This window comes from Antricoccus suffuscus (assembly GCF_003003235.1).
Taxonomy (GTDB): Bacteria; Actinomycetota; Actinomycetes; order Mycobacteriales; family Antricoccaceae; genus Antricoccus; species Antricoccus suffuscus.
The window spans coordinates 1-21,006 of record NZ_PVUE01000032.1 but is presented as its reverse complement, the minus strand read 5'-3'; the positions used below and the strand labels follow the sequence as shown (position 1 = coordinate 21,006).

Sequence of the window (21,006 nt, the reverse complement as noted above, 5' to 3'; positions counted from 1 at the left end):
GCGCGGCGTTGTTTCTGTTTCGTGGTGCCGGTGACCGCGATGACCGCTTTCTCGATACGCCGCGCGAACTGGCCGGGAGTGTCGGTGTGCGCGTGCGGCAGGACCCGCGCCGTGACTTTCTCCAACTCCGTGTTGGTGAGGTCGGTGGTGTGCTCGGTGAACAGGTCCAGCTTGTGCGCGGTCATTCCGCGGTACGGGTCTCCGTCGGGGTCGAGACTAGCGACCGCTACGGCGTAGTGGCGGGTGTAGTAGCTGGCGGTGGCGAGCTGGTTTTTCGCGGTACCGGTGCTCACGCACGTCGCGGCGGCGAGTTCGGCGGCGGCGAGGTCAATGTTCTGCAGCCACGTATCGGACCCGATGTCGGGGCAGTCGGCCCCCGCATGCCGGCGACTGCTGCCGGGCACGGCGGAGGGGTCGATGAGTTGGTAGTCGGCGGTACTGAGCAGGATGCTGCGCAGGGCGAGCTTCTCGCGGTAGAGGAGTGCTTCGGCGTGTTCGATGTCGACCAGTTGGGTGAGGGTCGCCGCGAACGTCTCGGCTTTCGTGACCGGGACGGGCGACTCGGGCAGGTCGAGGCGTGGTTGTGTCCGTTCCGCCTGAACCTTATTCCTCGTACGCATGTTCGATAGTGTATCGCGTTTGGCGCTATGCGCGCAAGGCCCGTGCGTCGCTTCTTTCCTTGTGCATCAGCGAATTTTGTGACGGATGGTGGGGTACGCAGTCGCGGGCCGTCGAGGCGCGGGCGGGAGCGCGGCATGGCCAACAGCACTAGGTTTCGTAGTGAGCCTGCATGCGGCCCGACCTCAGAAGCAAGCGAGCCGCCAGTGCGGAGGTACGAAGTCGCGGATCGTGGAATGTGTGTTTAGCGGTCGTACGGCGCACTGTTGTACGCCGCCGCGAATGCGCGCCGTACGGCCCGGTGTAGCGGCATAAGCGCCGCGGACCGGGCACGCGCCTCGTGACTGTTGATCGCGCCCCCGGTGGCGTCCTGCGCGGCCACTGTCAGGACCGCCTCAAGCTGTGCGGCCCGGTGCAGAATGATCGTGGCCCGGCGAGGGAAGTGGTCGGGCAGCCGGTCGGACTCAGCCGTGTGCAGCGCCTCCGAGGAGATCCGCCCGTACGCCGGGTTCCACGATGGCACGTCCAGCGCGACAAGCGCATCGGTCGCGCGGGTGAGTTCCTCGGTCAATTCCTGGTGCGCATCGGCCGGACTGAGATAGATCTCCCGGGCAGTAGCGGCGTACGGCGTCCATTCGGTGTGGTGCGGGTCGTCAACGGTTGGGACCAGCACGAGTCCGGCGTCGCGAACCACGGCGGCCTCGCCGACGGCAAGTGCGCTGATTGAGACCGGTCCGCTGGGAAGCCCGGCCAGGTCACCGGCGGCCGGAAATGCCGCCTCGATCCGTCCGACGCCCTTCGTCGCGAGATCGGTGAGCAGCCAGCTCAACTGGCGCGAATCCTCGTGCGCCGGCAGCAGCGACAGCACGTCATGCGCGGGCTGCGATGCGGGGTGGTCAAGGGAGAACTCCGACTCCGTGGGTCGCTGCACGGGCCCGACCACTTCCGATGTGCCATCACCGATGACATGCTCGATGGCATCATCGAGAGACACCGCGCGCTGAAGGTACGCCGTACCCCACGCGGCCAGCATTCCCGAGCGTGACACGTTCACGCGGCGAGCCTAGCCGATGGTGCGATGAGCGATGTCACGCACAGGGCACAATATGACGGCGTGCCTACCTCGCTCAGGCACCCGGATCGTCGTAACCTCGCTCGGTGAGATCACACAGCTATGGCGGCGACATCCTGAAGAAGAAGGCGATCCGCGCACCACTGTCCGTCGCGGCAGAGATGGACTTGGTGCTCGAAGACGTCTCGAGCGAGTTCTGTGGGGCGATCGTCGAGATCACCAAAGACACCGTCACTCTCGAGGACCGGCGCGGTAAAAAGCGGATGTTTCCCTTGAAGCACAATGGGTTTTTACTCGAGGGCGCCGCAATTATGCTCGCCAAGCCCGAGGTGACAGCCGCGCTCACGAAGAAGCGCACCGCGTCCGGTTCGGTCGCTGCACCGCAGCAGCGGGCCAAGGTCGCCCAAGCCGGACGAATCTACGTCGAGGGCGTGCACGATGCCGCGCTCGTCGAGCGTGTCTGGGGTGACGACTTGCGCGCCGAAGGAATCGTGGTCGAACCACTTCACGGTGTCGACGATCTGGACGCCGTCATCGCGGAAATGCAGCCTACTGCTCAGGCCCGGCTCGGCGTACTCGTCGACCACCTTGTGCCGGGCAGCAAGGAGTCCCGGATCGTCGAGAAGATCCACAACCCGCACGTTCTGATCACCGGCCACCCGTTCGTCGACATCTGGCAGACCGTCCGGCCCGAGGCAGTCGGGATCAAGAAGTGGCCACAGATTCCTAAAGGGCAGCCTTGGAAGGCCGGTGTCTGCAAAGCGCTGGGCATCGAGGAGGAGTACATGATGTGGCAGAGGATCCTGTCGTCGGTCTCGACCTACGCCGACGTGGAGACGCCCTTGATCACGGCAGTGGAGCGGCTGATCGACTTCATTTACGAGGCGACCGCACCGCGCGACTAACAACGCCGCGCCGCCGTTTAGCGCGGCCCCCAACGGGTCCGTGCATGGCAGGATGGGGCTATGGCTCCGTGGGCACTGTGGTTGATAGGTGCGATCGTCGTAGCCGCGGCGGAGACGCTTAGCGGCGACTTCTTCCTGCTCATGATCGCGGGCGGAGCACTAGCCGGTGGCGGGTCGGCGCTACTCGGCGCGCCGCCGTGGCTCCAGATCATCGTCTTTGCCGTGGTATCGGTGTTGCTGATCGCGACAGTGCGGCCAATCGCGAAGCGCGCCGCCACGCGTGGCCTACCCGAACACGAAGACGGCGCCAGGGTGTACGTCGGTCGGGTGGCCAGAGTCAGCCAGGCCGTCGACGCGCATGGCGGCCGGATCAAGGTCGACGCGGACGAGTGGTCTGCACTCACGCTGTCGCCGCACGACCGATACGCCGTCGGTCAGTCTGTCCGGATCGTTGAGATTCGCGGCGCGCATGCCGTCGTCGCCGCGCTCGAATCGTTTGAAGATGAGGAAATCTGATGGATGGATACATAATTTTAGCGGTCGTCATCGTCGTGGTGATCATCATCATTGCGCGATCGGTCAAGATCGTGCCACAGGCACGGGCCGCCGTTCTTGAACGACTTGGTCGTTACCAGCGCACGCTGAATCCTGGACCCGCAATCCTCGTACCGTTCGTGGACCGGGTGCGCTCGACCATCGATCTGCGCGAGCAGGTGGTGTCCTTCCCGCCGCAGACTGTCATTACCAAGGACAACCTGCAGGTTGGCATTGACACCGTCATCTACTACCAGATCACGGACCCTCGTCAGGCGACGTACGGGATTTCAAACCTCGCCGGTGCGCTCGAGCAGTTGACCGGCACGACGCTGCGCAACCTCGTCGGCGGACTACTACTCGAAGAAGCGCTCATCTCACGCGACCAGATCAACTCGCAGTTGCGCTCGGTCCTGGACGGTACGACGGGCAACTGGGGCGTGCGGGTCGCCCGCGTGGAGATCAAGGCAATCGACCCGCCGCTGTCTATCCAGGACTCGATGGAAAAACAGATGAAGGCTGACCGCGACAAGCGGGCCATGATCTTGAACGCCGAAGGCGTCCGCGAGTCCCAGGTGCGCACTGCCGAGGGGCAGAAGCAGTCCGCGATCCTCACCGCCGAAGGGGCGAAGCAAGCGGCCATTCTGGGTGCCGAGGCGGAGCGGCAGTCAAAGATTCTGCGTGCCGAGGGCGAGCGCGCGGCGCAGTTCTTGCAGGCGCAGGGACAAGCGAAGGCTATTGAGACGGTGTTCCAGGCCATCCACGACGGCAATCCTGATCCCCGATTGCTTGCCTACCAGTATTTACAGACGTTGCCGCAGATCGCACAGGGCGACGCCAACAAGGTCTGGATTGTGCCGAGTGAGTTCTCCAACGCGCTGAAGGGGCTCGGCAAGATGGTCGGCGGCGACGACGAGACGCCCGACTCGATGTTCGCGGATCTGCCCTCCAGCGAGCAGAGTGAGCGCGCCGCCGGAATCGACACGAGCCAATGGTTCGAGTCGCAGCTGAAGGAACAGGTCGACACGGCGACGGCAGCCGCGCACATCACGATTGCGCCCGTCGAAGAGGCCGCGCCGATGTTCAGCGCCAGGCCGATGGATGTGAGTCAGGTCAGGCCGGATCCCCAGGCACGGGGAGCGGTGCCACCCGAGTCGACTCCGCCGCCTCCCGCGGACGATCCGGAGCAATAGCTCGCCATCGGTGCGAGGCGGCATTTCGGTGAATTCGGTATTTCGGTGACGATAGGGTATTTCCATGACTAGCGACCGCCCCGGCCCCGCATCCGTGCCCGCGATCGACCTCGGTGGCGGGGTGCGGATTCCCCAACTTGGGTTCGGCGTATTCCAGATTCCGGCACAGGACACGAAATCTGCGGTGCTTACGGCGATCGAGTCCGGCTACCGGCACATCGATACCGCCGCGATGTATGAGAATGAGGACGCGGTCGGAGCGGCTATCCGCGAGTCCGGATTAGCCCGCGAGGAAGTATTCGTCACCACGAAATGCAACAACCCCGACCAGGGCTATGAACCAGCGTTGCGGGGATTCGAAGCGAGCGCTGCCGAGCTCGACCTCGACTACGTCGACCTGTATCTGATTCATTGGCCACTGCCGCTACACAACCAATACATCGAGACATGGCGTGCCTTCGAGAAGCTGCAGTCCGATGGGCGGGTACGCGCCATCGGTGTTTCGAACTTTCAGGTGGCACATCTGGATCGTGTGATCGACGAGACCGGAGTGGTGCCGGCGGTCAACCAGATCGAGCTGCACCCGTTGATGCAGCAACCGGCATTGCGTGCGGCTAATGCACAGCGTGGGATCGTCACGGAGGCATGGAGTCCGCTGGCCCGCGGTGGTGACTTGCTTTCCGATCCTGTGCTGACCAAGATCGCCGCCAAGCATGGAAAGACCGCCGCACAAGTGATCTTGCGGTGGCATCTGGATCTGGGCAACATCGTTATCCCGCGGTCGGTAACGCCATCTCGCGTCGCGGAGAATTTCGACATCTTCGACTTCGCGCTTGATAACGACGACCTCGACGCGATCGGCGGTCTTGACCGTGGGGCGCGCATCGGGCCCGATCCTGACGTGTTCAACGGCAATTAGCGCTTTGGCGGGTCCGAGCAGGAAACTGGTCCTCCTGCTGCAGGCGACGTTTGTAGTCCTCTACAGCAGTGGGTTCATCGCGGGGACCATCGTGACCCGAGAGGCGCATCCGCTTGCGGTCATCTTCTGGCGATTCATCATCGCCGGATCGCTCCTTGCGTTCCTTGCACTCGGAACCAGGGCTCGATGGCCACGGACCACCCGGGAGTTTCGGGACATCGCCGTGACCGGGATTCTCCTGCAGACGACCCATTACGCCGGCACCTACCTCGGGTTCGGTGTGGGGATATCGGCCAGCCTGTCGTCGATGATCCTCGGGATGATGCCGCTCCTGGTGGCGCTCGGCGCGTGGCGGCTGTTGCGCGAACCGTTAACCAAGATGCAGACGCTGGGAACGTTTCTCGGGTTCATCGGACTGATGCTGGCGACAGTGGTGGGCGTCGAGGGCGGGGTGTCGCTGCGCGGCGTGTTTTATACGGCTATCGGTTGTATCGGGCTTGCCGCGGGCACTCTCTACCAGCGCCGGTACGGCGTTGAGATGGATCTGCGGTCGGGCGGCTCGATACAGCTCTTTGTTGGCGCCGTAGGGATCTTGCCTATCGCCTTGCTGAATGGCGGCCTCGGAATTCCGTTCACGACGCCGGTCGTTGTCGGCATGCTGTGGCTGGCGACCGCCAACTCGTTGGGGGCGATCACGTTGTTGCTTTACTTCCTCAAGCACAAGAACGCGGGCGAAGCCTCCAGCCTCTTTTACCTGATGCCAGGACTGACGGCGATCGCCGCGGTACCCCTTCTCGGACAGTCCTTGCACTGGTATTCCGTCGCCGGACTCCTGCTGACCGCAATTGGGCTGCTGCTCGTCAGCAGGTTCTCGGCATCGCGGCGTACGAGTAGGCGAATCGACGAGGCACTTGCGGAGTCGCCGACGTGACCACGGTCGGCGAGTCTTGCCGAGGTTTGGTTGGATAGCGGGGTGAACAAACAGGCAGGCTTTGAGGTGGGAACGCGTCTTGGCGAGGGCACCCTCGCACGGACAGGGACCATAACCACGCCGCACGGCCAGATCCAGACGCCGGCGTTCATCGCCGTAGGCACTAAGGCCACGGTGAAGACCGTACTACCTGAGACCGTTAAAGAGGTTGGCGCCCAGGCCGTTTTGGCCAATGCGTACCATCTCTACCTCCAACCAGGCGCCGACATTGTTGATGAGGCCGGTGGCCTGGGGCGATTCATGCATTGGGACGGTCCGACGTACACGGACAGTGGCGGCTTCCAAGTGATGTCGTTGGGCGTCGGTTTCAAGAAGGTGCTGGCGATGGACGCCAAGGGCGTCGTCTCCGATGACGTGATCGCCGAGGGCAAGGAGCGACTCGCGCACGTTGATGATGACGGAGTGACCTTCAAGTCGCACCTTGACGGATCGATGCATAGATTCACCCCTGAGGTATCGATGCAGATCCAGCATCAGCTTGGCGCCGACATCATCTTCGCCTTCGATGAATGTACGACGCTGATGAACACCCGGGCATATCAAGAACATTCCCTCGACCGAACCCAAGCGTGGGCGAAACGGTGTGTGGTCGAGCATGCCCGCTTGACCACCTCACACCCCGAGCGGCCGTACCAAATGTTGTGCGGCGTCGTACAGGGCGCACAGTACGAAGACCTACGACGCAAGGCCGCGCGTGATCTTGTGTCGCTCGGGTTCGACGGTTTCGGCATTGGCGGTGCACTTGAGAAGGAGAGCCTGGGCACGATCGTGCGGTGGGTGAACGAGGAGTTGCCCGAGGACAAGCCGCGGCACTTGCTCGGGATCGGTGAGCCGGACGATATTTTCACCGCGATCGAGAACGGTGTCGATACGTTTGACTGTGTCTCTCCGTCACGCGTTGCGCGCAACGCGGCGCTCTACACCCCCGACGGCAGGTTCAACGTCAACACCGCCAAGCACCGTCGTGCGTTCGCACCGATCGACGAGGACTGTGACTGCTATACCTGCCAGCACTTCACAAAGGCATACCTGCATCACTTGTTCAAGGCGAAGGAGATGCTTGCCTTTACGCTGGCGACCATCCACAACGAGCGGTTCATCTTGCGCCTCGTCGACGATGTCCGCCGCAGCATGGTCGATGGACAATTCTTTGAGTTCAAGGCCGACACGCTCGGGCGCTACTACGCGAACCGAGCGCCCGCGAGCGACTGAGCGGTTAGCCGGCCAGGGCTGCGACGTACGTCGGCTCGCGCTTCTTGATAGCGGCGATCACGCGATAGGTGACCGGTAGGAGCACGACTTCGACCGCACACTTGAAGATGTAGCCGGTGATGAAGTAGTTGAGAAACAGCTCGCTGGGTATCGGGCCGATCGTCGTCGCTAGCGCGCAGAAGATCAGGGTGTCCGCGAACTCGCCGACAAGAGTGGAGCCAACGAGCCTTGCCCATAGCTGCTTCTCGCGGAAGCGTTCCTTCATCCGGACCAGGACCCACGCGTTGAGGAACTGGCCCGCGAGGTAACCGCACAGTGATGCGACGACGATGCCGGGTACGAAGCCCAGGATATTCTCGAAGTCCTGCTGGAACTCCCAACCCTGCGAAGGAGGCAGTGCGCCGACCACGAGGAAACATAGCGAAGCGAGAGCTCCGAGCCCGAAGCCGAGGAGGATCGCGACCCGGGTGCGTTTGAGGCCGTAGATCTCGCCGAGGATGTCGCCGAGGATGTAGGTCAGCGGGAATAGGATCGCGCCCCCGTCGAAGGTCAACGCGCCGATGTCGATGGCCTTAGTGGCCGCGACATTGGAGATCAACAGGAGTCCACAGAAGATTGCGACGACGATGGGGTAGTAGCCGACCTTGGGTTCGGCGTACACCGGCTTCATCGTGTTGGGGCTGCTCATGACGGGTCCTTCATCATCAAGACGTGACGGTACAACGCGCTGCTGCCCCAACGCTTCGGTCGATTAGCGACCGCGGAACAGTCTAGACCGCGACTGTTCTAACTGTCGCGCGGTACGTCGACGTACTCGCTGCACAGCGCGGTCAGCTGGGCGACTGGATCTGCCGTGGTGCCTCCATGCGCTGGGCCTGGTTGTACGACGACCGAACGCGGCGCGGCCAGCCATCCAAATCGCTCGCTCGTCGTCATCTCGGAGGCGAAGTGCCCATCCGGTGGTGCACACACCTGCGCCACGCCCTCGAGCGACCGCGCGATCGCGCCTGTGTCTGCGGCGGGATCCAGCGCCAGCACGCGCTCGCGCCATGGGCCCGAGCGCAGCGCTAGGTAGTTGGATTCCTTGCAGTGCAGCACGACGGCGATGTTGACGAACTCTTCGCGTTCGATGCGGGGCACCGCGCGGAGGACGACGTACTGGTAGGCGAGCGTGCTCATCGACGCAGCCCTGCGATCCACGGTGTCGGGTCTGCCATTCGCGCTGCAAGGTAGGCGCGGTAGATCTCTCTGGCGTCCTGCGGATCACGCCCGATGCCAGTAAGCCAGTCGTCCGGGATGGACTCGAGCGTTTCGCTCAGCGGAGCGGTGGCCGCTAATGTGACTAATTGTTCATGTATAGCGGGCATCTCGTCGGCATACGGCGCCATCACGTGGGTGGCGATGTCCATCAGCGGCCGGTCGAACTTCGCCGGATCGACTGCCTCGCCCCACCCGTGGTGGGGATAGAACGCCGCTCCATGGTCGATGCACCACAAGTCGCGGTGCCACATCAGTAGGTTTGGGTTGCGCCACGTGCGGTCGGGATTTCCGATGAGTAGGTCGAGCCACAGGATCTTCGCAGACTCATCCGCGCTGATCTTGCCGCCGTCGTCGAACGCGAACGAGCCAGGAAGGAAGTCACTCGCAAGGTTGAGCCCAATGCTCGCGGTGAGGAGGTCCTGCGCCTCCTCGTCGGCCTCGTACTTCGCGATCGGAGCAGGCAGCTCGATGAGCTTCAAGTCCGGAGTGCGCAGTCCGATCGAGCGCGCGACGGCGGCCGCGATGATTTCCGCGACCAGCACGCGCTTACCTTGTCCTGCTCCGGAGAACTTCACGATGTAGGTGCCGAGGTCGTCGGCCTCCATGAGACCCGGCAGCGATCCGCCTTCACGTAAGGGAAGCACGTATCGGGTGGCGATGATGTGTTCGAGCATGCAGCGAGCCTACCGGGGCGAAGCTATCCGGTTCGGGTCAAACGTCCACGGCACTTTGGGAAGCAGCGCAGGCCGGAAGGAGTTGGCAAGCTGCTCGAGTGATGCGGCGTCGTCCGAGATCGCCGCGCCGAGTGACTGCAGGATGGAGCGGCGTACTCGATCAACCGGTACGCCGGCCGCGGCAAGGTCACCGAGAGTTATGGCACTGTTGCGCTTGGCAAGCCGTCGGCCGCCGGCGTCGAGGACGAGTGGTACGTGAGCGTATTCGACCGGCCGGCCACCCAATAACGCGGTGAGATGCAACTGGGTCGGCGTACCGGCGAGCAGGTCGTCGCCGCGGACGATCTGGTCGATGCCTTGGTGGATGTCATCCACCACAACGGCGAGGTTGTAGGCGATTGCGCCATCGAAGCGTCGGAGTACGACGTCGTGCACCGGCCCTTCGTACCCCGGATGAAGCAGGTCGTGCACGCCGTAGCGCGCACCGTCGCCGCGTAGCCGGATGGTCGGTGGCCGACCGGCGGCGCGACGCCGTACCGCTCGCTCGGTTTCGGTCAGTAGCGCGCAGGTCCCGGGGTACGCGGCGTCGCCTGCAACGCTGTGCGGGGCGCGGGCGGCCTCCCGGATCTCGCGGCGGGTGCAGTAGCACTCATAGGTGTGTCCCTCTGCGGTCAGCAAGTCCAGCGCGGCGATGTAGGCGGCGTGTCGATCGGACTGTCGCATCACTGTTCCGTGCCAGGTCAGGCCGATCGCCTGCAGGTCGGCGATCTGTCGCAATCGGGCGGCGTCCGTCGAGCGTTCCCGATCGAGGTCCTCCACCCGTAAAAGGAATGTGCGACTCGATGACCGGGCGAACAGCCAAGCGAGAACAGCCGTCCGCAGGTTGCCGATGTGCAGGTCGCCGGACGGGCTCGGCGCATATCGGCCCGCACCAACTGTCACTCGCCGGTCGCGCCTTGCAAGTCGCTGATCGCCGTGCCGATTGGTTGGCGTATGTCGACCTCATGACGAGAGCCGTCGAACGGCCCGGTCCGATCGATGATCGCGGTGACGGCGAGCCTGACAAAGCGGCGCCATTGTCCCGGCCGGTGCAGTAAGAAGTGTCCGGCGCCCGGCATTTCCGCTCGGACCGTCGGTACGCCGGCCGCCACGGCGCGGTTACAAAATGTCAGCGACTGAGCCGGTGCGCACCAGAGGTCGGCCGTCCCGTGCGCGACAGCGAGCGCCGTGCCCGCATCGAACCGCATCGGCTCGAGCACCGAAGCGCCGCTGGCATCGGTCGTGCCTGGCAGCCATGGCGCAAGCACGACGACCCCTCGCACGGACGGATAGTCGGCCAGCGCGCAGGCGACCCGGCCTCCGAGCGAATGACCGACAAGGATGACACCGGCGTCCGGATGACGCTGGGTGAGCTTGTCCAGCACCCAGCGAGCGTCCGTGAGTGCACTTGGCTTAGTGCCGCCGTTCCAACCGCGAACGGTGTTGCGGACAAGCACGACCGCAACGTCGGTGGAGGCTGGTCGCTTGGCGACGGCGCGCGCGAAGTCCCACATGCGCAGCCAGGAGGTGTTGAGCCTCGTCACCGGTTCGGTCGAGCTTTCCGACCCGCCATGCAGGACGACGACGATGGTCGAGGGTTGAGTCCGAAAAGCGAACCAGCGCAGGTGCGGGTGATTGGTCACGGCGTCCACCTTAGGCGCAGACTTCGCAGGTTGAGCGTGGTTAGCAGCACGGCGAGAATAATGATCACCGCTCCCACGACCTCCAGCACAGTTGGATACTCGCCGCGCACCAGGATAGCGGTCACAATCCCGGCCGGCGGTGTGACCAGCGACCACGGTACGACCAGACCCGCGGGGTAGCGGGCGAGTAGCCGCGACCAGACCGCGAAGCCCACCAGGGTCGCGATGATCGCCGTGTAGAACATGCCGACGATGAACCACCAGTTGATCTGGCTGAGTGCGGCGCTGATCGCGTCGGGGCCGTCGAACAGGTACGACGCGGCGAACATCGGAAGTGGCGCGACCGTCCCGGACCACACGGTGAGCGACAGCCCCGATTTCGTCTTCGCGCTACGCATCACGACATTTCCGCAGCCCCAGAAGAATGCGGCCGCGACCATCATGAGGAACGGCAACATGGCCGCGCCGCCGCGGCCCATCCCGACGACGGCGAGACCGACCAGGCCCAGCGCGATACCAAGGACTTGCTTGCGCGTTGGGCGTTCGGCCAGAAACGCGGCCGCCAGCAGCACTGTGAAAAGGGTCTGCAGTTGAATGAGCAAGGAGGCGAGGCCTCCGGACATGCCTAGCCGCATCGCGATGAACATCAGGCCAAACTGCATGACCCCGATGAAGAACCCGACGCCGAAGGTCTTGCGCCACCCGATTCCCGGTCGCGGGACGAACAATATGGCCGGGAAGACAACGAAGGTAAACCGGATCGCCGCGAACAGCATTGGCGGCATGTGATCGACGAATATCGCCGATACAACGAAGTTGACACCCCAGATGACGGCGACGAGAGCGGCCAAGATCATGTCTCTTGGTTTCACCAAACCCCGATTCTGGGTCGTGCCTTTTCGGCCCTGCCTCGCCGTTGTCGTGGGCACACAGTAGCGTGCATCACAGATGTTTAATCCACCCGCCTTAAGGAGTGCATATGCCATCGGAAGTTGTCGACCCCGCCTCGGTGGGCTTTGACCCACAGCGACTCGCGCAAGTGAAGACCCACTTTGCCAAGTACGTCGACGATGGTCGGCTGCCTGGTTTTCAGGTACTCGTCAGTCGCAAGGGCCAGGTCGCCTACCGCGAGAGCTACGGCAAACGCGACATCGAGAACGACCTGCCGATCGAGGACGACACGGTATTTCGGATCTATTCGATGACGAAGCCGATCACCTCGGTCGCAGCGATGATGCTCTATGAAGAGGGCGCGTTCGAGCTGACCGATGCCGTTTCCGACTACATACCGGCGTACGCCGACCTCAAGGTGCTGACCGGGGGCTCGTCGCTGAAGCCCGTCACCCGCCCGGCCGCGACCAAGATGCGGATCAGCCATCTGCTCAACCACACGTCGGGCCTCACCTACGGTTTCCACCACGTGCATACGCAGGACGAGCTTTACCGTCAGGCAGGTTTCGAGTGGGGTGTGCCACCGGGCTCCACGGCCGAGAAGATCGCCGACGCCTATGCGCAGCTTCCGTTACGCTTCGATCCGGGCACAAAGTGGAACTACTCGGTGTCCACCGACGTACTAGGGCGACTTGTCGAGGTGGTCTCCGGACAGACGTTGGCGGAGTTCTTCCAGCAGCGCATCTTCGGCCCCCTCGGGATGAAGGACTCCTCGTTCGCCGTACGCGGCGATCTCGGTGATCGGCTCGCCGCGCTGTACATCCCGAATCCTGCGGACGGTACGGCGGTGCGCAACGATGCATTCGGTGACGCGGTTCGCGGCGAAGTGACCTTCTTCTCCGGCGGCGGTGGCCTGATCTCCACGACCGAGGACTACCACCGCTTCACCCAGATGCTGTTGCGCGGCGGCGAGCTCGACGGCGTGCGGTTGCTCGGCAACCGGACTATCCGCTACATGGCGACCAACTCGCTACCCGGCGATCAGGACCTAGCCCAGGTCGGAATTCCGCTAGACGCCGAGACCATCTACGACGGCATGGGCTTCGGACTCGGATTCTCGGTGCTCAAGGACCCGGTCGCGTACGGCACTCTGAGCAGCAAGGGCGAGTTCGGTTGGGGCGGCGCCGCCAGCACGGCTTTCTGGGTCGATCCTGCTGAGGAACTGACCGTGGTGTTCATGACCCAGCTGCTGCCATCGAGCTATCACCCGATCCGTACCCAACTCAAACAGCTCGTCTATTCCGCGTTGATCGACTGAGGACGGCACGCCCGACCGGCTCAGTGGCCGGACACGACCGCTGGGTCGTGTCCGGACGGCTGGGCCGGTGCGCCATTGTGCACGCCGTTCGAGGGGCGGTGTGGCGGGTTGTCCTTGCGCGACATCCGATCGATGTAGGCAAGCGCCACGGCTGAGACGACGAACGCCATGTGGATGATCGTTTGCCACATCATCGATTCGGAGGTGACCTTTGAATTGGACGCGTCGATGAAGGTCTTCAGCAAATGGATTGAGGAAATGCCGATGATCGCCATCGCGAGTTTCACCTTCAGCACGTTCGCGTTGACGTGCGAAAGCCACTCCGGCTGGTCCGGATGGTCATCAAGACGTATGCGTGAGACAAACGTCTCGTAACCGCCGACGATGACCATGATGAGCAGGTTGGCGATCATGACGACGTCGACCAGCCCGAGCACCGCGAGCATGATCACGCTCTCGGCGTCCTCGTAGTGGCCGGTCTTGCTTGGCAGGTGCCACAGTTCGACCATGAACTGCCATACGTAGACGCCTTGGGCGACGATCAGACCGACATACAACGGAGCCTGTAGCCAACGGCTGAGGAAGATCGCGTAGCCGAGAGACTTGACCTGGTATTTAGGGTGATGGATCGTCATGCGCGTGGTTTTCTCCGTTGTTCAACGTGAAGTTGGCGTTAAGAAATATCGCCACACGTTGACGAGCGAGAGCGGTGAATAGTTCCGGTGAAATCTATTCGGTACGCGAGAACTACGCCTCCAGCTGGCGCGCGGCCAGGGCAAGCTTGTGACGTGCCATCGCGAGGTTCGCCCGCGGACGGTCGAGGATGAGGTACAGAAACAGCCCTGCAGTCTCGGTTTCGGGGACCATTCTGCTCAGGTGATATTGCGCGCCGAGCGTCGTAAAGACCTCGTCGACATCGTCATCGGAGTCCAGTTGCACGAGGCTGGCGATCTTGGTCCGGATAACTGCGCTCTCTCCGGCCGCGGCCTGCGGCATGTCTGGTCCGCCCTCCGTACTGCGGCACGCGAGCGTCTCGCCGCTCGCATAGTCGACCAACGCCGTGCCAAGTGCGCCGTCGATCTGCATGATCTCGGCAAGGGTCGGCGCTACATTGGTCCGAGTCTCGTCGACGGCGGGAATCTCACCGGTGGTGGGAACACGGGCAGCGTAGTCCGCTGGCAGTTCGGCTGCCGAATCGGTGGTGGTCGGCACGGTTGCTTCACCCGTGCGATTTGCGGCCGCGAGTACATCGGCCGCTGAGCGCGTTGCCGCCGGGTTGTCGTCGTCGGTGGTGCTATCGCCGGCCTTGGGGGCCGATACGTCGTCAGGCTCGCCGTTACCGGACCGCTCAGGCGTTGGCTGCCGGAGCACCGGCTCGGCGGCTGCGATCACATCGGCGACCGAGCGACGCTGCGGACCGTCCGCTGACGGCGCGCTGGGCGAATCGGCGGGGTCGATCGTCGCGCTGGCGGTCGTCGCACCTTCGATCGGGTTATCGCCGTTATCGTCGTGTCCGTGAAGCGGGTCGAGCAGATCGGAGATCCACTCCTGCTCGCCCTCGGGTGTCATCTGGTCGTCTCGTCGAAGCCATGCCATCACCGAAAACTAACGGACAACCCGCCGTCAGTGGTAGAAAGTTCGCAAATACGTGCACGCGGTCTCAATGAAATCCCTCACGGCGCAGGCAGCTCGCGGGCCCGTCGACGACCGCTGCGGATCGCGACGAACGCGAGAATCGCCAGCACAAAGACATAAATGGAGAAGTACGTCGTCGTGCGGAGCATGCCCTGCTGTGCAACGACAAGGCCCGCCACGATCACCGGGACGCTAAAGGCCGTGTAGTTGATGACGTAGATCGTCGCGACGATTTGGGCACGCTCAAGAGGGTTGATGCGTTCGCTTACCGAACCGAAACTGCCGACAAAGATCGTGCCGAACCCGACGCCGGCGACAATGCTCGCCAGGAAGAACAGGATCGTGGCGCCGGCCAGCGTCGAGAGCATCACGCCGATCACCCCGATCGCCGTCGCGCCAGCCCCGATGTACATCAAACCGTGGTTGTCGAAGAACCTACGAAACAACAGAACTGACGTGCTGGGAAGGGCAAGCGCGCAGATCGTCAGACCGCCGATCAGATGGTTGTCCAGGCCTAACACCGACTTGGTGATCGAGGGCCCTAACGCCAGATAGAAGCCGCCAAGCGACCAACTGCAGAACAGGCACGGAGCGGCGCGCACCAGATACGGGCGAAGGTAACGCGGAAATTTCAGCTGCGGTACGAGTGAAGCGACGGCGCCGGTGATTCGAGGTGAGGTCTCCGGGAGCCGAAGCGCGATGAAGAACAGGACGACGAACGCCCCGATGAGCACCAGGTAGATCAGCCGGGTCGGTTGCGGCAGGTATTGCACGAAGACCCCGGCCGCGACCGCACCAGCCGCCAGGCCGACGCCAGGCGCGACGGCATTGAGTGTCGCGGCCGATCCGGGGCGATCGCGCCGTTGGTTGTCGATGGCGCCCGCACCGATGACCCCAGTCGCGGCGCCCGTCGCGGCACCTTGCACTGCGCGCGCGACCAGCAACCACGTGAGGTTCTGGGCGAATGCGAACGTCGCCAGCGCCAGCGCCTCGGCCACGAACGACGCGAGCAGCATTGGCCGCCTGCCGACGAAGTCAGACAGCGATCCGACCGTGAGCAGCGCGATGAGCAGCGCCACGACGTACACCGCGAACACAAGCGTGAGCACCGCAGCCGAAAACCCGAACTTCTGCTGGTAGACAACGTACAGCGGGGAAGGTGCGCTGGAGGCGAGCATGAAGAACACAAACGTGATGCCAAAGAACCAGAATCCCCAGCGTGGGGTCTCGCCGGACGCGTCACTCGTCTTGCTGTCCTTCGGTGTTACGACCATGTCCCCGGCTTTCCGCTACAGGTCGTCCATCGCCTTGTGAATGCGCTTCACCGAGACGGTGTAGGCAGTCGGGACCGACTGCGCGAAGGTACCCACCCGTAACTCCTCAATCATCCACCGGATATCGGTCAGAGCGGGAGGCAGTGGTTCATCCGACGGGAATTCAGCCACGAGCTCGGCGTACTCCTGAAGCACGTCGTGTATAACGAGCATGCCGCGACGATCGGTGTCGCGGTGTGCTTTTATCCGGTCCAATCGCACCGCGACAGCCTTGGCGTATCGCCCCAGATCCCGTAGCCGGCCGACGCCGTGGCGAGTGACGAACGACGGGCCAAACAAGAAGTCGAGCTGACTGGCGATATCGGCGCGCACATCAGCGAACGACTCGTGCCTGATCTCATCGAGGAGCAGAAGTGCCTCGGCGCGGGCCGTCAGCGTGGTCGCCAGCTCACGCATCGTCCTGCTCATGGTCGCTACGATCGCACCTTGAGCGACCTCACGCAGTTTCTCGTACCCCTGCCGGGTCATCGGCAACGGGCCGGACTTCGCCACTATCAGGTCGATCGCGGCCGCCGCGCAGTCGTCGTACAGCGCAGATGCGCTCGGGTGAGATGTCTGGGTCAGGGCAATTCGCTCGGTGCTGTTGAGCGTGCGCAGGACCCGGCTCGCGATTGACGGCAGCTCGCGCAGCAGGAGCCACCTGACCGAAGTCCGCAGATCCTCGCGCTGCTGCGCTGCCGATGTAACCACTCGCAGGGCCAACGTCGTGCCCTCCGTGACCAACGTCGGGAAACCCGTTGTCGTGACGCCGCCGCTACGAATGTCGTACGTTGCAGGGAGATCGCCAAAGTCCCACGCAGTGATTCCAGTACGTTCGATGTCTTGTGACTGCGAGGCGATTTCTTGTCGCTGCTTCGGCGCTAGCTGGTCTTTGAGCTTGTCCAGGTCTTTACCCTGCGCGAGGGTGCGGCCGCTTTCGTCGACAATTCGAAACGTCATCCGGAGGTGGTCGGGCAGCTTCGTCGGGTTGAAGTCGGACTCGTCGATGGCCGCGCCCGTCAGCGCACGCAACTCGCGCGCGAGGGCAGGTTGCAGCGGCTCATTGCCGGGTGACAGTCGCGGCAGCACCTGACGAGCGCGGTCCGGCGCCGGTACGACGAGGCGGCGCACCGGTTTGGGTAGCGTCCGAATCATGGCGATGATGAGCTCCTCGCGACGGCCCGGTACCAGCCACTCGAACTCCGAGGCGTACGCCTCATGCAGCGCAACCACCGGAATGTCGATGGAGATGCCGTCCGGATCATCACTTGCGGTGCGGGCGATCGCGGCGGGATCGAATGTATAGCTCAGCTCAAGCGGTCGGCGGCCGTCTGTCCACACGTCGGGGAAGTCGGTGGCAGACGGCGCGTCGGCGCCGCTGCGGATCAAGTCGTCCGTGGTCGCCTCGAGTAACTGCGGACTGTCGGTGCGTACCTTCTTCCACCAGGCATCGAAGTGCCTGCCCGAAATGACATCCGCCGGGATCTTCGAGTCGTAAAAGTCGAAGAGTGTTTCGTCATCGACGAGGATGTCGCGCCTACGGGACTTGTCTTCCAGGTCTGCGACTTCGTTGATCTTTGCCGCGTTGTGGTGGAAGAACGAATGCCGGGTGTCCCAGTCGCCCTCGACGAGTGCTTGCCGAATGAACAGCTCGCGACTGAGCTCGGGGTCGATGCGTCCGTAGTTGACCTTGCGTCGCGCGACAATAGGCACGCCGTAGAGCGTGACTTTTTCGTATGCCACAACGGATGCGCGCTTACGTTCCCAATGAGGTTCGCTGTAAGCGCGCTTGACTAGATGCCCGGCCAGTTCCTCGGCCCACTCCGGTTCGATTCGCGCGACATCCCGAGCCCACAGCCGGCTCGTATCGACTAGCTCCCCGGCCATGATCCAACTAGGCGAGGACTTAAACACCGACGAGCCAGGGAAAATGGCGAACCGGGCGTTACGTGCGCCGACGTACTCTCGCTTGTTGGCCGCGTCCTGCATGCCCACGTGCGACAGCAACCCGGACAGTAGCGCTCGATGGACTTGTTCCTCGTCACCGTCGGTCGAAGGTAGGTGAATTCCAACTGTGGCGCAGACTTGTTTAAGCTGCGATACAAGGTCCTGCCACTCTCGTACGCGTAGATAGTTAATGTATTCGGACTTGCATAGACGGCGAAACTGGTTAGAGGACAGCTCCTTTTGCTGTTCGCGTAAGTAACGCCATAGGTTGAGGTACGACATGAAATCTGACTTCTTGTCCCTGAACCGGGCGTGTTTTGCCTTAGCCGATTCTTCGGCTTCGACGGGCCGCTCACGTGGGTCTTGGATTGACATAGCGGCGGCGATCACGAGTACCTCGCGCAAACACGATCGCTTCTGCGCTTCGACGATCATCCGGGCGAGACGCGGGTCGATGGGCAGCGCCGCCAGCTTGCGGCCGACCTCCGTAAGCGAGACTCGTCGCTTGGTGTCGGGTTTGATCGCAGCGAGTTCGTGCAGAAGCGCGATCCCATCGGCAATGTTTCTGCTGTCCGGAGCCTGCACAAATGGGAATCGCTCAATCTCGCCGAGTCCGATCGCCGCCATTTGCAGGATGACCGATGCGAGGTTAGTGCGGGTAATCTCCGGATCGGTGAACTCGGGCCGGGCATCAAAATCGTCTTCCGCGTAGAGCCGGATGCAGATGCCGTCCGACGTACGTCCGCACCGCCCGGCGCGCTGATTGGCCGACGCTTGCGAGATCGGCTCGATCGGTAGTCTCTGAACCTTGGTTTGCGCGCTATACCTAGAAATTCGCGCCGTACCGGCATCGACCACATACTTGATACCGGGCACCGTCAAAGATGTCTCGGCGACGTTGGTGGCCAGCACGATGCGGCGGTTTTGGTGGCGGGCGAAGATGCGGTGCTGCTCGGCCGATGAAAGCCGTGCGTAGAGGGGGGAGTACGTCGGTGCGTGCCAGCTCCAGGCGGCGTAGCGCATCGGCTGTGTCGCGGATTTCCCGCTCGCCGCTCAGAAATACGAGGACGTCGCCGTACGGCTCGCGATCTAACTCGTGTACGGCGTCGATTACTGCTTGCGTTTGGTCTCGGTCTTCGGCATGCGGATCGTCGGGATCGACCACCGGCCGGTAGCGGATCTCAACCGGATAGGTGCGGCCCGAGACTTCGATGACCGGGGCGTCGTCGAAATGCCGGCTGAATGACTCCGGGTCGAACGTTGCCGACGTGATGATTAGCTTGAGGTCGGGTCGCTTGGGCAGTAGTTCTTTGAGGTAGCCGAGGATGAAGTCGATATTGAGACTGCGTTCATGAGCCTCGTCGATGATGAGCGTGTCGTATCGGCTCAGCATCCGGTCACGTTGGAGCTCGGCGAGCAGAATTCCGTCGGTCATCACCTTGATGTAGGAGTTCGAGCCGACTTTGTCGGTGAAGCGGACGGCGTACCCGACGCTCTCTCCGACCTCGGTGTCGAGTTCCTCGGCGATGCGCTCGGCGACGGTGCGCGCCGCAATACGGCGAGGTTGGGTATGGCCGATCAGTCCGCGTGTGCCGCGGCCGAGATCGAGGCAGATCTTGGGTAGCTGGGTCGTCTTTCCGGACCCGGTCTCGCCGGCCACGATGACGACCTGGTTGATCTCGATCAGCTTCGCTATCTCGGCCCGCTTAGCTGCTATCGGTAGGTCGTCGGGGTACGTCGGACGCGGCCGTTCGTCGTACCGGCGCTGGATCTCCGCTGGTGATCGTTCGAACTTGGCTACAGTTTTGCCGCGGTTGCGGCGGGAACGTGCGCCGTGGGCGCGCCGAGCATGAGATGGCATAGGGAGACCTACTTTACCCTCGCCTAGCAACGCAATTTCTTCCCCGAGTGGACGGTAGTCCGTGACCTCATCGCGCACTTCGGCCTAGTCGCGTTGCGGTGGTGGGTCGGTGTCGGCGGGATACGTGAGGTATTTACGGCCGGCGGGGCTGGTCCATTCACACGACGCGTCGTCGTGGAGTGTCACTCGCCAGTTGGTTTGGTGTTTCAGCCGGTGGTGGCGACGACAGAGAGCGATCAGGTTGCAGTCGCCGGTCGTGCCGCCGGTCCCGTCGGGTCGGTGCGGGTCGATGTGGTCGACGTCGCAACGTTCGGCTGGGCGGGTGCAGCCGGGGAACCGGCAGGTCTGGTCGCGGGCGATGACGCGGCGGCGCATCTGTGCCGGTGGCCGGTAGATCTTGGTGCCGACGTCGAGGACGGCGCCGGTGTAGGGGTCGGTGATGACCCGTTGCCATCGTGCATCCTGTGCGAGGTAACGGGCGAGGTCGGCATCGATGGGCCCAAGCCCGTCGATCGCGGCGACCGCCCAGCGGTGTGGGTCCTCCGGGCGCGTTTCAGCACCGAGCGTGTCGGTGGCTTCAGAATCGTCCGTAGTCGTGTCGTTCGTGTTGCCGCTGTCGGTGTCGCCGCTGTTGGTGTTGCCACCGGGTCGACCCTGCGTGTGATCATGACCCACGGGATCGCTTGAGGCTTCGGCATCGTTCGCGGCGTCGGGCTCGTTCGTGCCGTTGTCGCTGTCGGTCGCGGCAGCAGCATCGCTGCTTCGGTTCGTGCCGGCGGCACCGCTGCTCGCGCCTGTGCTGCTGTTGGTGCCTGCGAGGTCGGACCCGGCTAACAGGTGCGCGGGGATCGTGACCTTGATCGTGACCTCGGGGATCACCGGGACGGTGAAGTTGATCGTCGCTGCCAGTCCCCGGATCTTCTCCATCACCGCGGCGGCTTCGGTGGACTGGCCCGGGTCGGTGATCAGGTACTGCCCGTC

At 63.3% G+C, this 21,006-nt stretch carries 21 protein-coding genes; 7 read left to right on the top strand and 14 right to left on the bottom strand.

Annotated elements, in window-relative coordinates; genetic code table 11:
• Both CLV47_RS21325 and CLV47_RS21320 read right to left on the bottom strand, forming a co-directional pair.
• Nucleotides 1–620, bottom strand: a 620-nt coding sequence (locus tag CLV47_RS21325; RefSeq protein WP_146135487.1) for a hypothetical protein, incomplete at its 3' end; no start/stop codon positions are given.
• Nucleotides 621–862: 242 nt separating this feature from the next.
• Complete coding sequence (locus CLV47_RS21320; protein ID WP_146135486.1) at nucleotides 863–1,672, bottom strand: hypothetical protein; 810 nt, start codon at nucleotides 1,670–1,672, stop codon at nucleotides 863–865.
• A 104-nt stretch (nucleotides 1,673–1,776) separates the two neighbouring features.
• On the opposite strand from CLV47_RS21320, the gene CLV47_RS21315 reads away from it, so the two are divergent.
• The 6 genes from CLV47_RS21315 to tgt all read left to right on the top strand — a co-directional run bounded on the left by CLV47_RS21315 (nucleotide 1,777) and on the right by tgt (nucleotide 7,444).
• Nucleotides 1,777–2,595: a DUF3097 domain-containing protein gene (locus CLV47_RS21315; RefSeq protein WP_106351146.1), complete on the top strand. Its 819-nt coding sequence runs from the start codon at nucleotides 1,777–1,779 to the stop codon at nucleotides 2,593–2,595.
• 60 nt (nucleotides 2,596–2,655) lie between these two features.
• The gene (locus CLV47_RS21310) at nucleotides 2,656–3,111 is read left to right on the top strand and encodes an NfeD family protein (protein ID WP_106351145.1); all 456 of its coding nucleotides are present in this window, start codon (nucleotides 2,656–2,658) and stop codon (nucleotides 3,109–3,111) included.
• A complete protein-coding gene (locus CLV47_RS21305) occupies nucleotides 3,111–4,322 on the top strand; it encodes an SPFH domain-containing protein (protein WP_106351144.1) in 1,212 nt (403 codons plus the stop codon). The genes CLV47_RS21310 and CLV47_RS21305 overlap by 1 nt, the downstream gene beginning before the upstream one ends.
• A 64-nt stretch (nucleotides 4,323–4,386) precedes the next feature.
• Nucleotides 4,387–5,241, top strand: coding sequence for an aldo/keto reductase (locus tag CLV47_RS21300; RefSeq protein ID WP_106351143.1), 855 nt, complete (start codon nucleotides 4,387–4,389; stop codon nucleotides 5,239–5,241).
• Nucleotides 5,242–5,245: 4 nt separating this feature from the next.
• Nucleotides 5,246–6,172 (top strand): DMT family transporter, encoded by a 927-nt coding sequence (locus CLV47_RS21295; RefSeq protein WP_146135485.1) that lies wholly within the window; start codon nucleotides 5,246–5,248, stop codon nucleotides 6,170–6,172.
• 42 nt (nucleotides 6,173–6,214) lie between these two features.
• Nucleotides 6,215–7,444, top strand: a complete 1,230-nt coding sequence (gene tgt, locus CLV47_RS21290) for a tRNA guanosine(34) transglycosylase Tgt (RefSeq protein WP_106351141.1) — start codon at nucleotides 6,215–6,217, stop codon at nucleotides 7,442–7,444.
• 4 nt (nucleotides 7,445–7,448) lie between these two features.
• Here the strand turns inward: tgt and CLV47_RS21285 are convergent, their stop codons facing one another.
• The 6 genes from CLV47_RS21285 to CLV47_RS21905 all read right to left on the bottom strand — a co-directional run bounded on the left by CLV47_RS21285 (nucleotide 7,449) and on the right by CLV47_RS21905 (nucleotide 11,932).
• A complete protein-coding gene (locus tag CLV47_RS21285; protein WP_106351140.1) occupies nucleotides 7,449–8,132 on the bottom strand; it encodes a queuosine precursor transporter in 684 nt (227 codons plus the stop codon).
• Between the two features lie 98 nt (nucleotides 8,133–8,230).
• The gene (locus CLV47_RS21280; RefSeq protein ID WP_106351139.1) at nucleotides 8,231–8,623 is read right to left on the bottom strand and encodes a DUF3037 domain-containing protein; all 393 of its coding nucleotides are present in this window, start codon (nucleotides 8,621–8,623) and stop codon (nucleotides 8,231–8,233) included.
• Nucleotides 8,620–9,378 carry a HipA family kinase gene (locus CLV47_RS21275; RefSeq protein WP_106351138.1) on the bottom strand — a complete coding sequence of 253 codons (759 nt, stop codon included), beginning with the start codon at nucleotides 9,376–9,378 and terminating at the stop codon, nucleotides 8,620–8,622. The genes CLV47_RS21280 and CLV47_RS21275 overlap by 4 nt, the downstream gene beginning before the upstream one ends.
• 9 nt (nucleotides 9,379–9,387) lie before the next feature.
• Nucleotides 9,388–10,320 carry a tRNA glutamyl-Q(34) synthetase GluQRS gene (gluQRS, locus tag CLV47_RS21270; protein WP_106351137.1) on the bottom strand — a complete coding sequence of 311 codons (933 nt, stop codon included), beginning with the start codon at nucleotides 10,318–10,320 and terminating at the stop codon, nucleotides 9,388–9,390.
• Nucleotides 10,317–11,060, bottom strand: coding sequence for an alpha/beta hydrolase (locus CLV47_RS21265; RefSeq protein ID WP_170111196.1), 744 nt, complete (start codon nucleotides 11,058–11,060; stop codon nucleotides 10,317–10,319). Before CLV47_RS21265 ends, gluQRS begins: the two co-directional genes overlap by 4 nt.
• On the bottom strand, nucleotides 11,057–11,932 hold the full coding sequence (locus CLV47_RS21905) for an EamA family transporter (RefSeq protein ID WP_238145583.1): 876 nt from the start codon (nucleotides 11,930–11,932) through the stop codon (nucleotides 11,057–11,059). The genes CLV47_RS21265 and CLV47_RS21905 overlap by 4 nt, the downstream gene beginning before the upstream one ends.
• 107 nt (nucleotides 11,933–12,039) lie before the next feature.
• Between CLV47_RS21905 and CLV47_RS21250 the strand changes: the two genes are divergently transcribed.
• Nucleotides 12,040–13,269 (top strand): serine hydrolase domain-containing protein, encoded by a 1,230-nt coding sequence (locus CLV47_RS21250; protein WP_106351135.1) that lies wholly within the window; start codon nucleotides 12,040–12,042, stop codon nucleotides 13,267–13,269.
• Between the two features lie 20 nt (nucleotides 13,270–13,289).
• On the opposite strand, the gene CLV47_RS21245 is transcribed toward CLV47_RS21250, so the two are convergent.
• From CLV47_RS21245 to CLV47_RS21225, 6 genes are all read right to left on the bottom strand, one after another.
• On the bottom strand, nucleotides 13,290–13,904 hold the full coding sequence (locus CLV47_RS21245; RefSeq protein ID WP_106351134.1) for a TIGR00645 family protein: 615 nt from the start codon (nucleotides 13,902–13,904) through the stop codon (nucleotides 13,290–13,292).
• Between the two features lie 112 nt (nucleotides 13,905–14,016).
• Nucleotides 14,017–14,865, bottom strand: coding sequence for a hypothetical protein (locus CLV47_RS22555; RefSeq protein WP_238145559.1), 849 nt, complete (start codon nucleotides 14,863–14,865; stop codon nucleotides 14,017–14,019).
• A 77-nt stretch (nucleotides 14,866–14,942) separates the two neighbouring features.
• Nucleotides 14,943–16,178 carry an MFS transporter gene (locus CLV47_RS21235; protein WP_106351133.1) on the bottom strand — a complete coding sequence of 412 codons (1,236 nt, stop codon included), beginning with the start codon at nucleotides 16,176–16,178 and terminating at the stop codon, nucleotides 14,943–14,945.
• Between the two features lie 15 nt (nucleotides 16,179–16,193).
• Nucleotides 16,194–19,106, bottom strand: coding sequence for an ATP-dependent RNA helicase HrpA (gene hrpA / locus CLV47_RS21230; protein ID WP_238145582.1), 2,913 nt, complete (start codon nucleotides 19,104–19,106; stop codon nucleotides 16,194–16,196).
• Nucleotides 18,991–20,025, bottom strand: coding sequence for a DEAD/DEAH box helicase (locus CLV47_RS22380; RefSeq protein ID WP_202862734.1), 1,035 nt, complete (start codon nucleotides 20,023–20,025; stop codon nucleotides 18,991–18,993). The genes hrpA and CLV47_RS22380 overlap by 116 nt, the downstream gene beginning before the upstream one ends.
• Before the next feature lie 84 nt (nucleotides 20,026–20,109).
• Nucleotides 20,110–21,006, bottom strand: an 897-nt coding sequence (locus CLV47_RS21225; protein ID WP_146135482.1) for an HNH endonuclease signature motif containing protein, incomplete at its 5' end; no start/stop codon positions are given.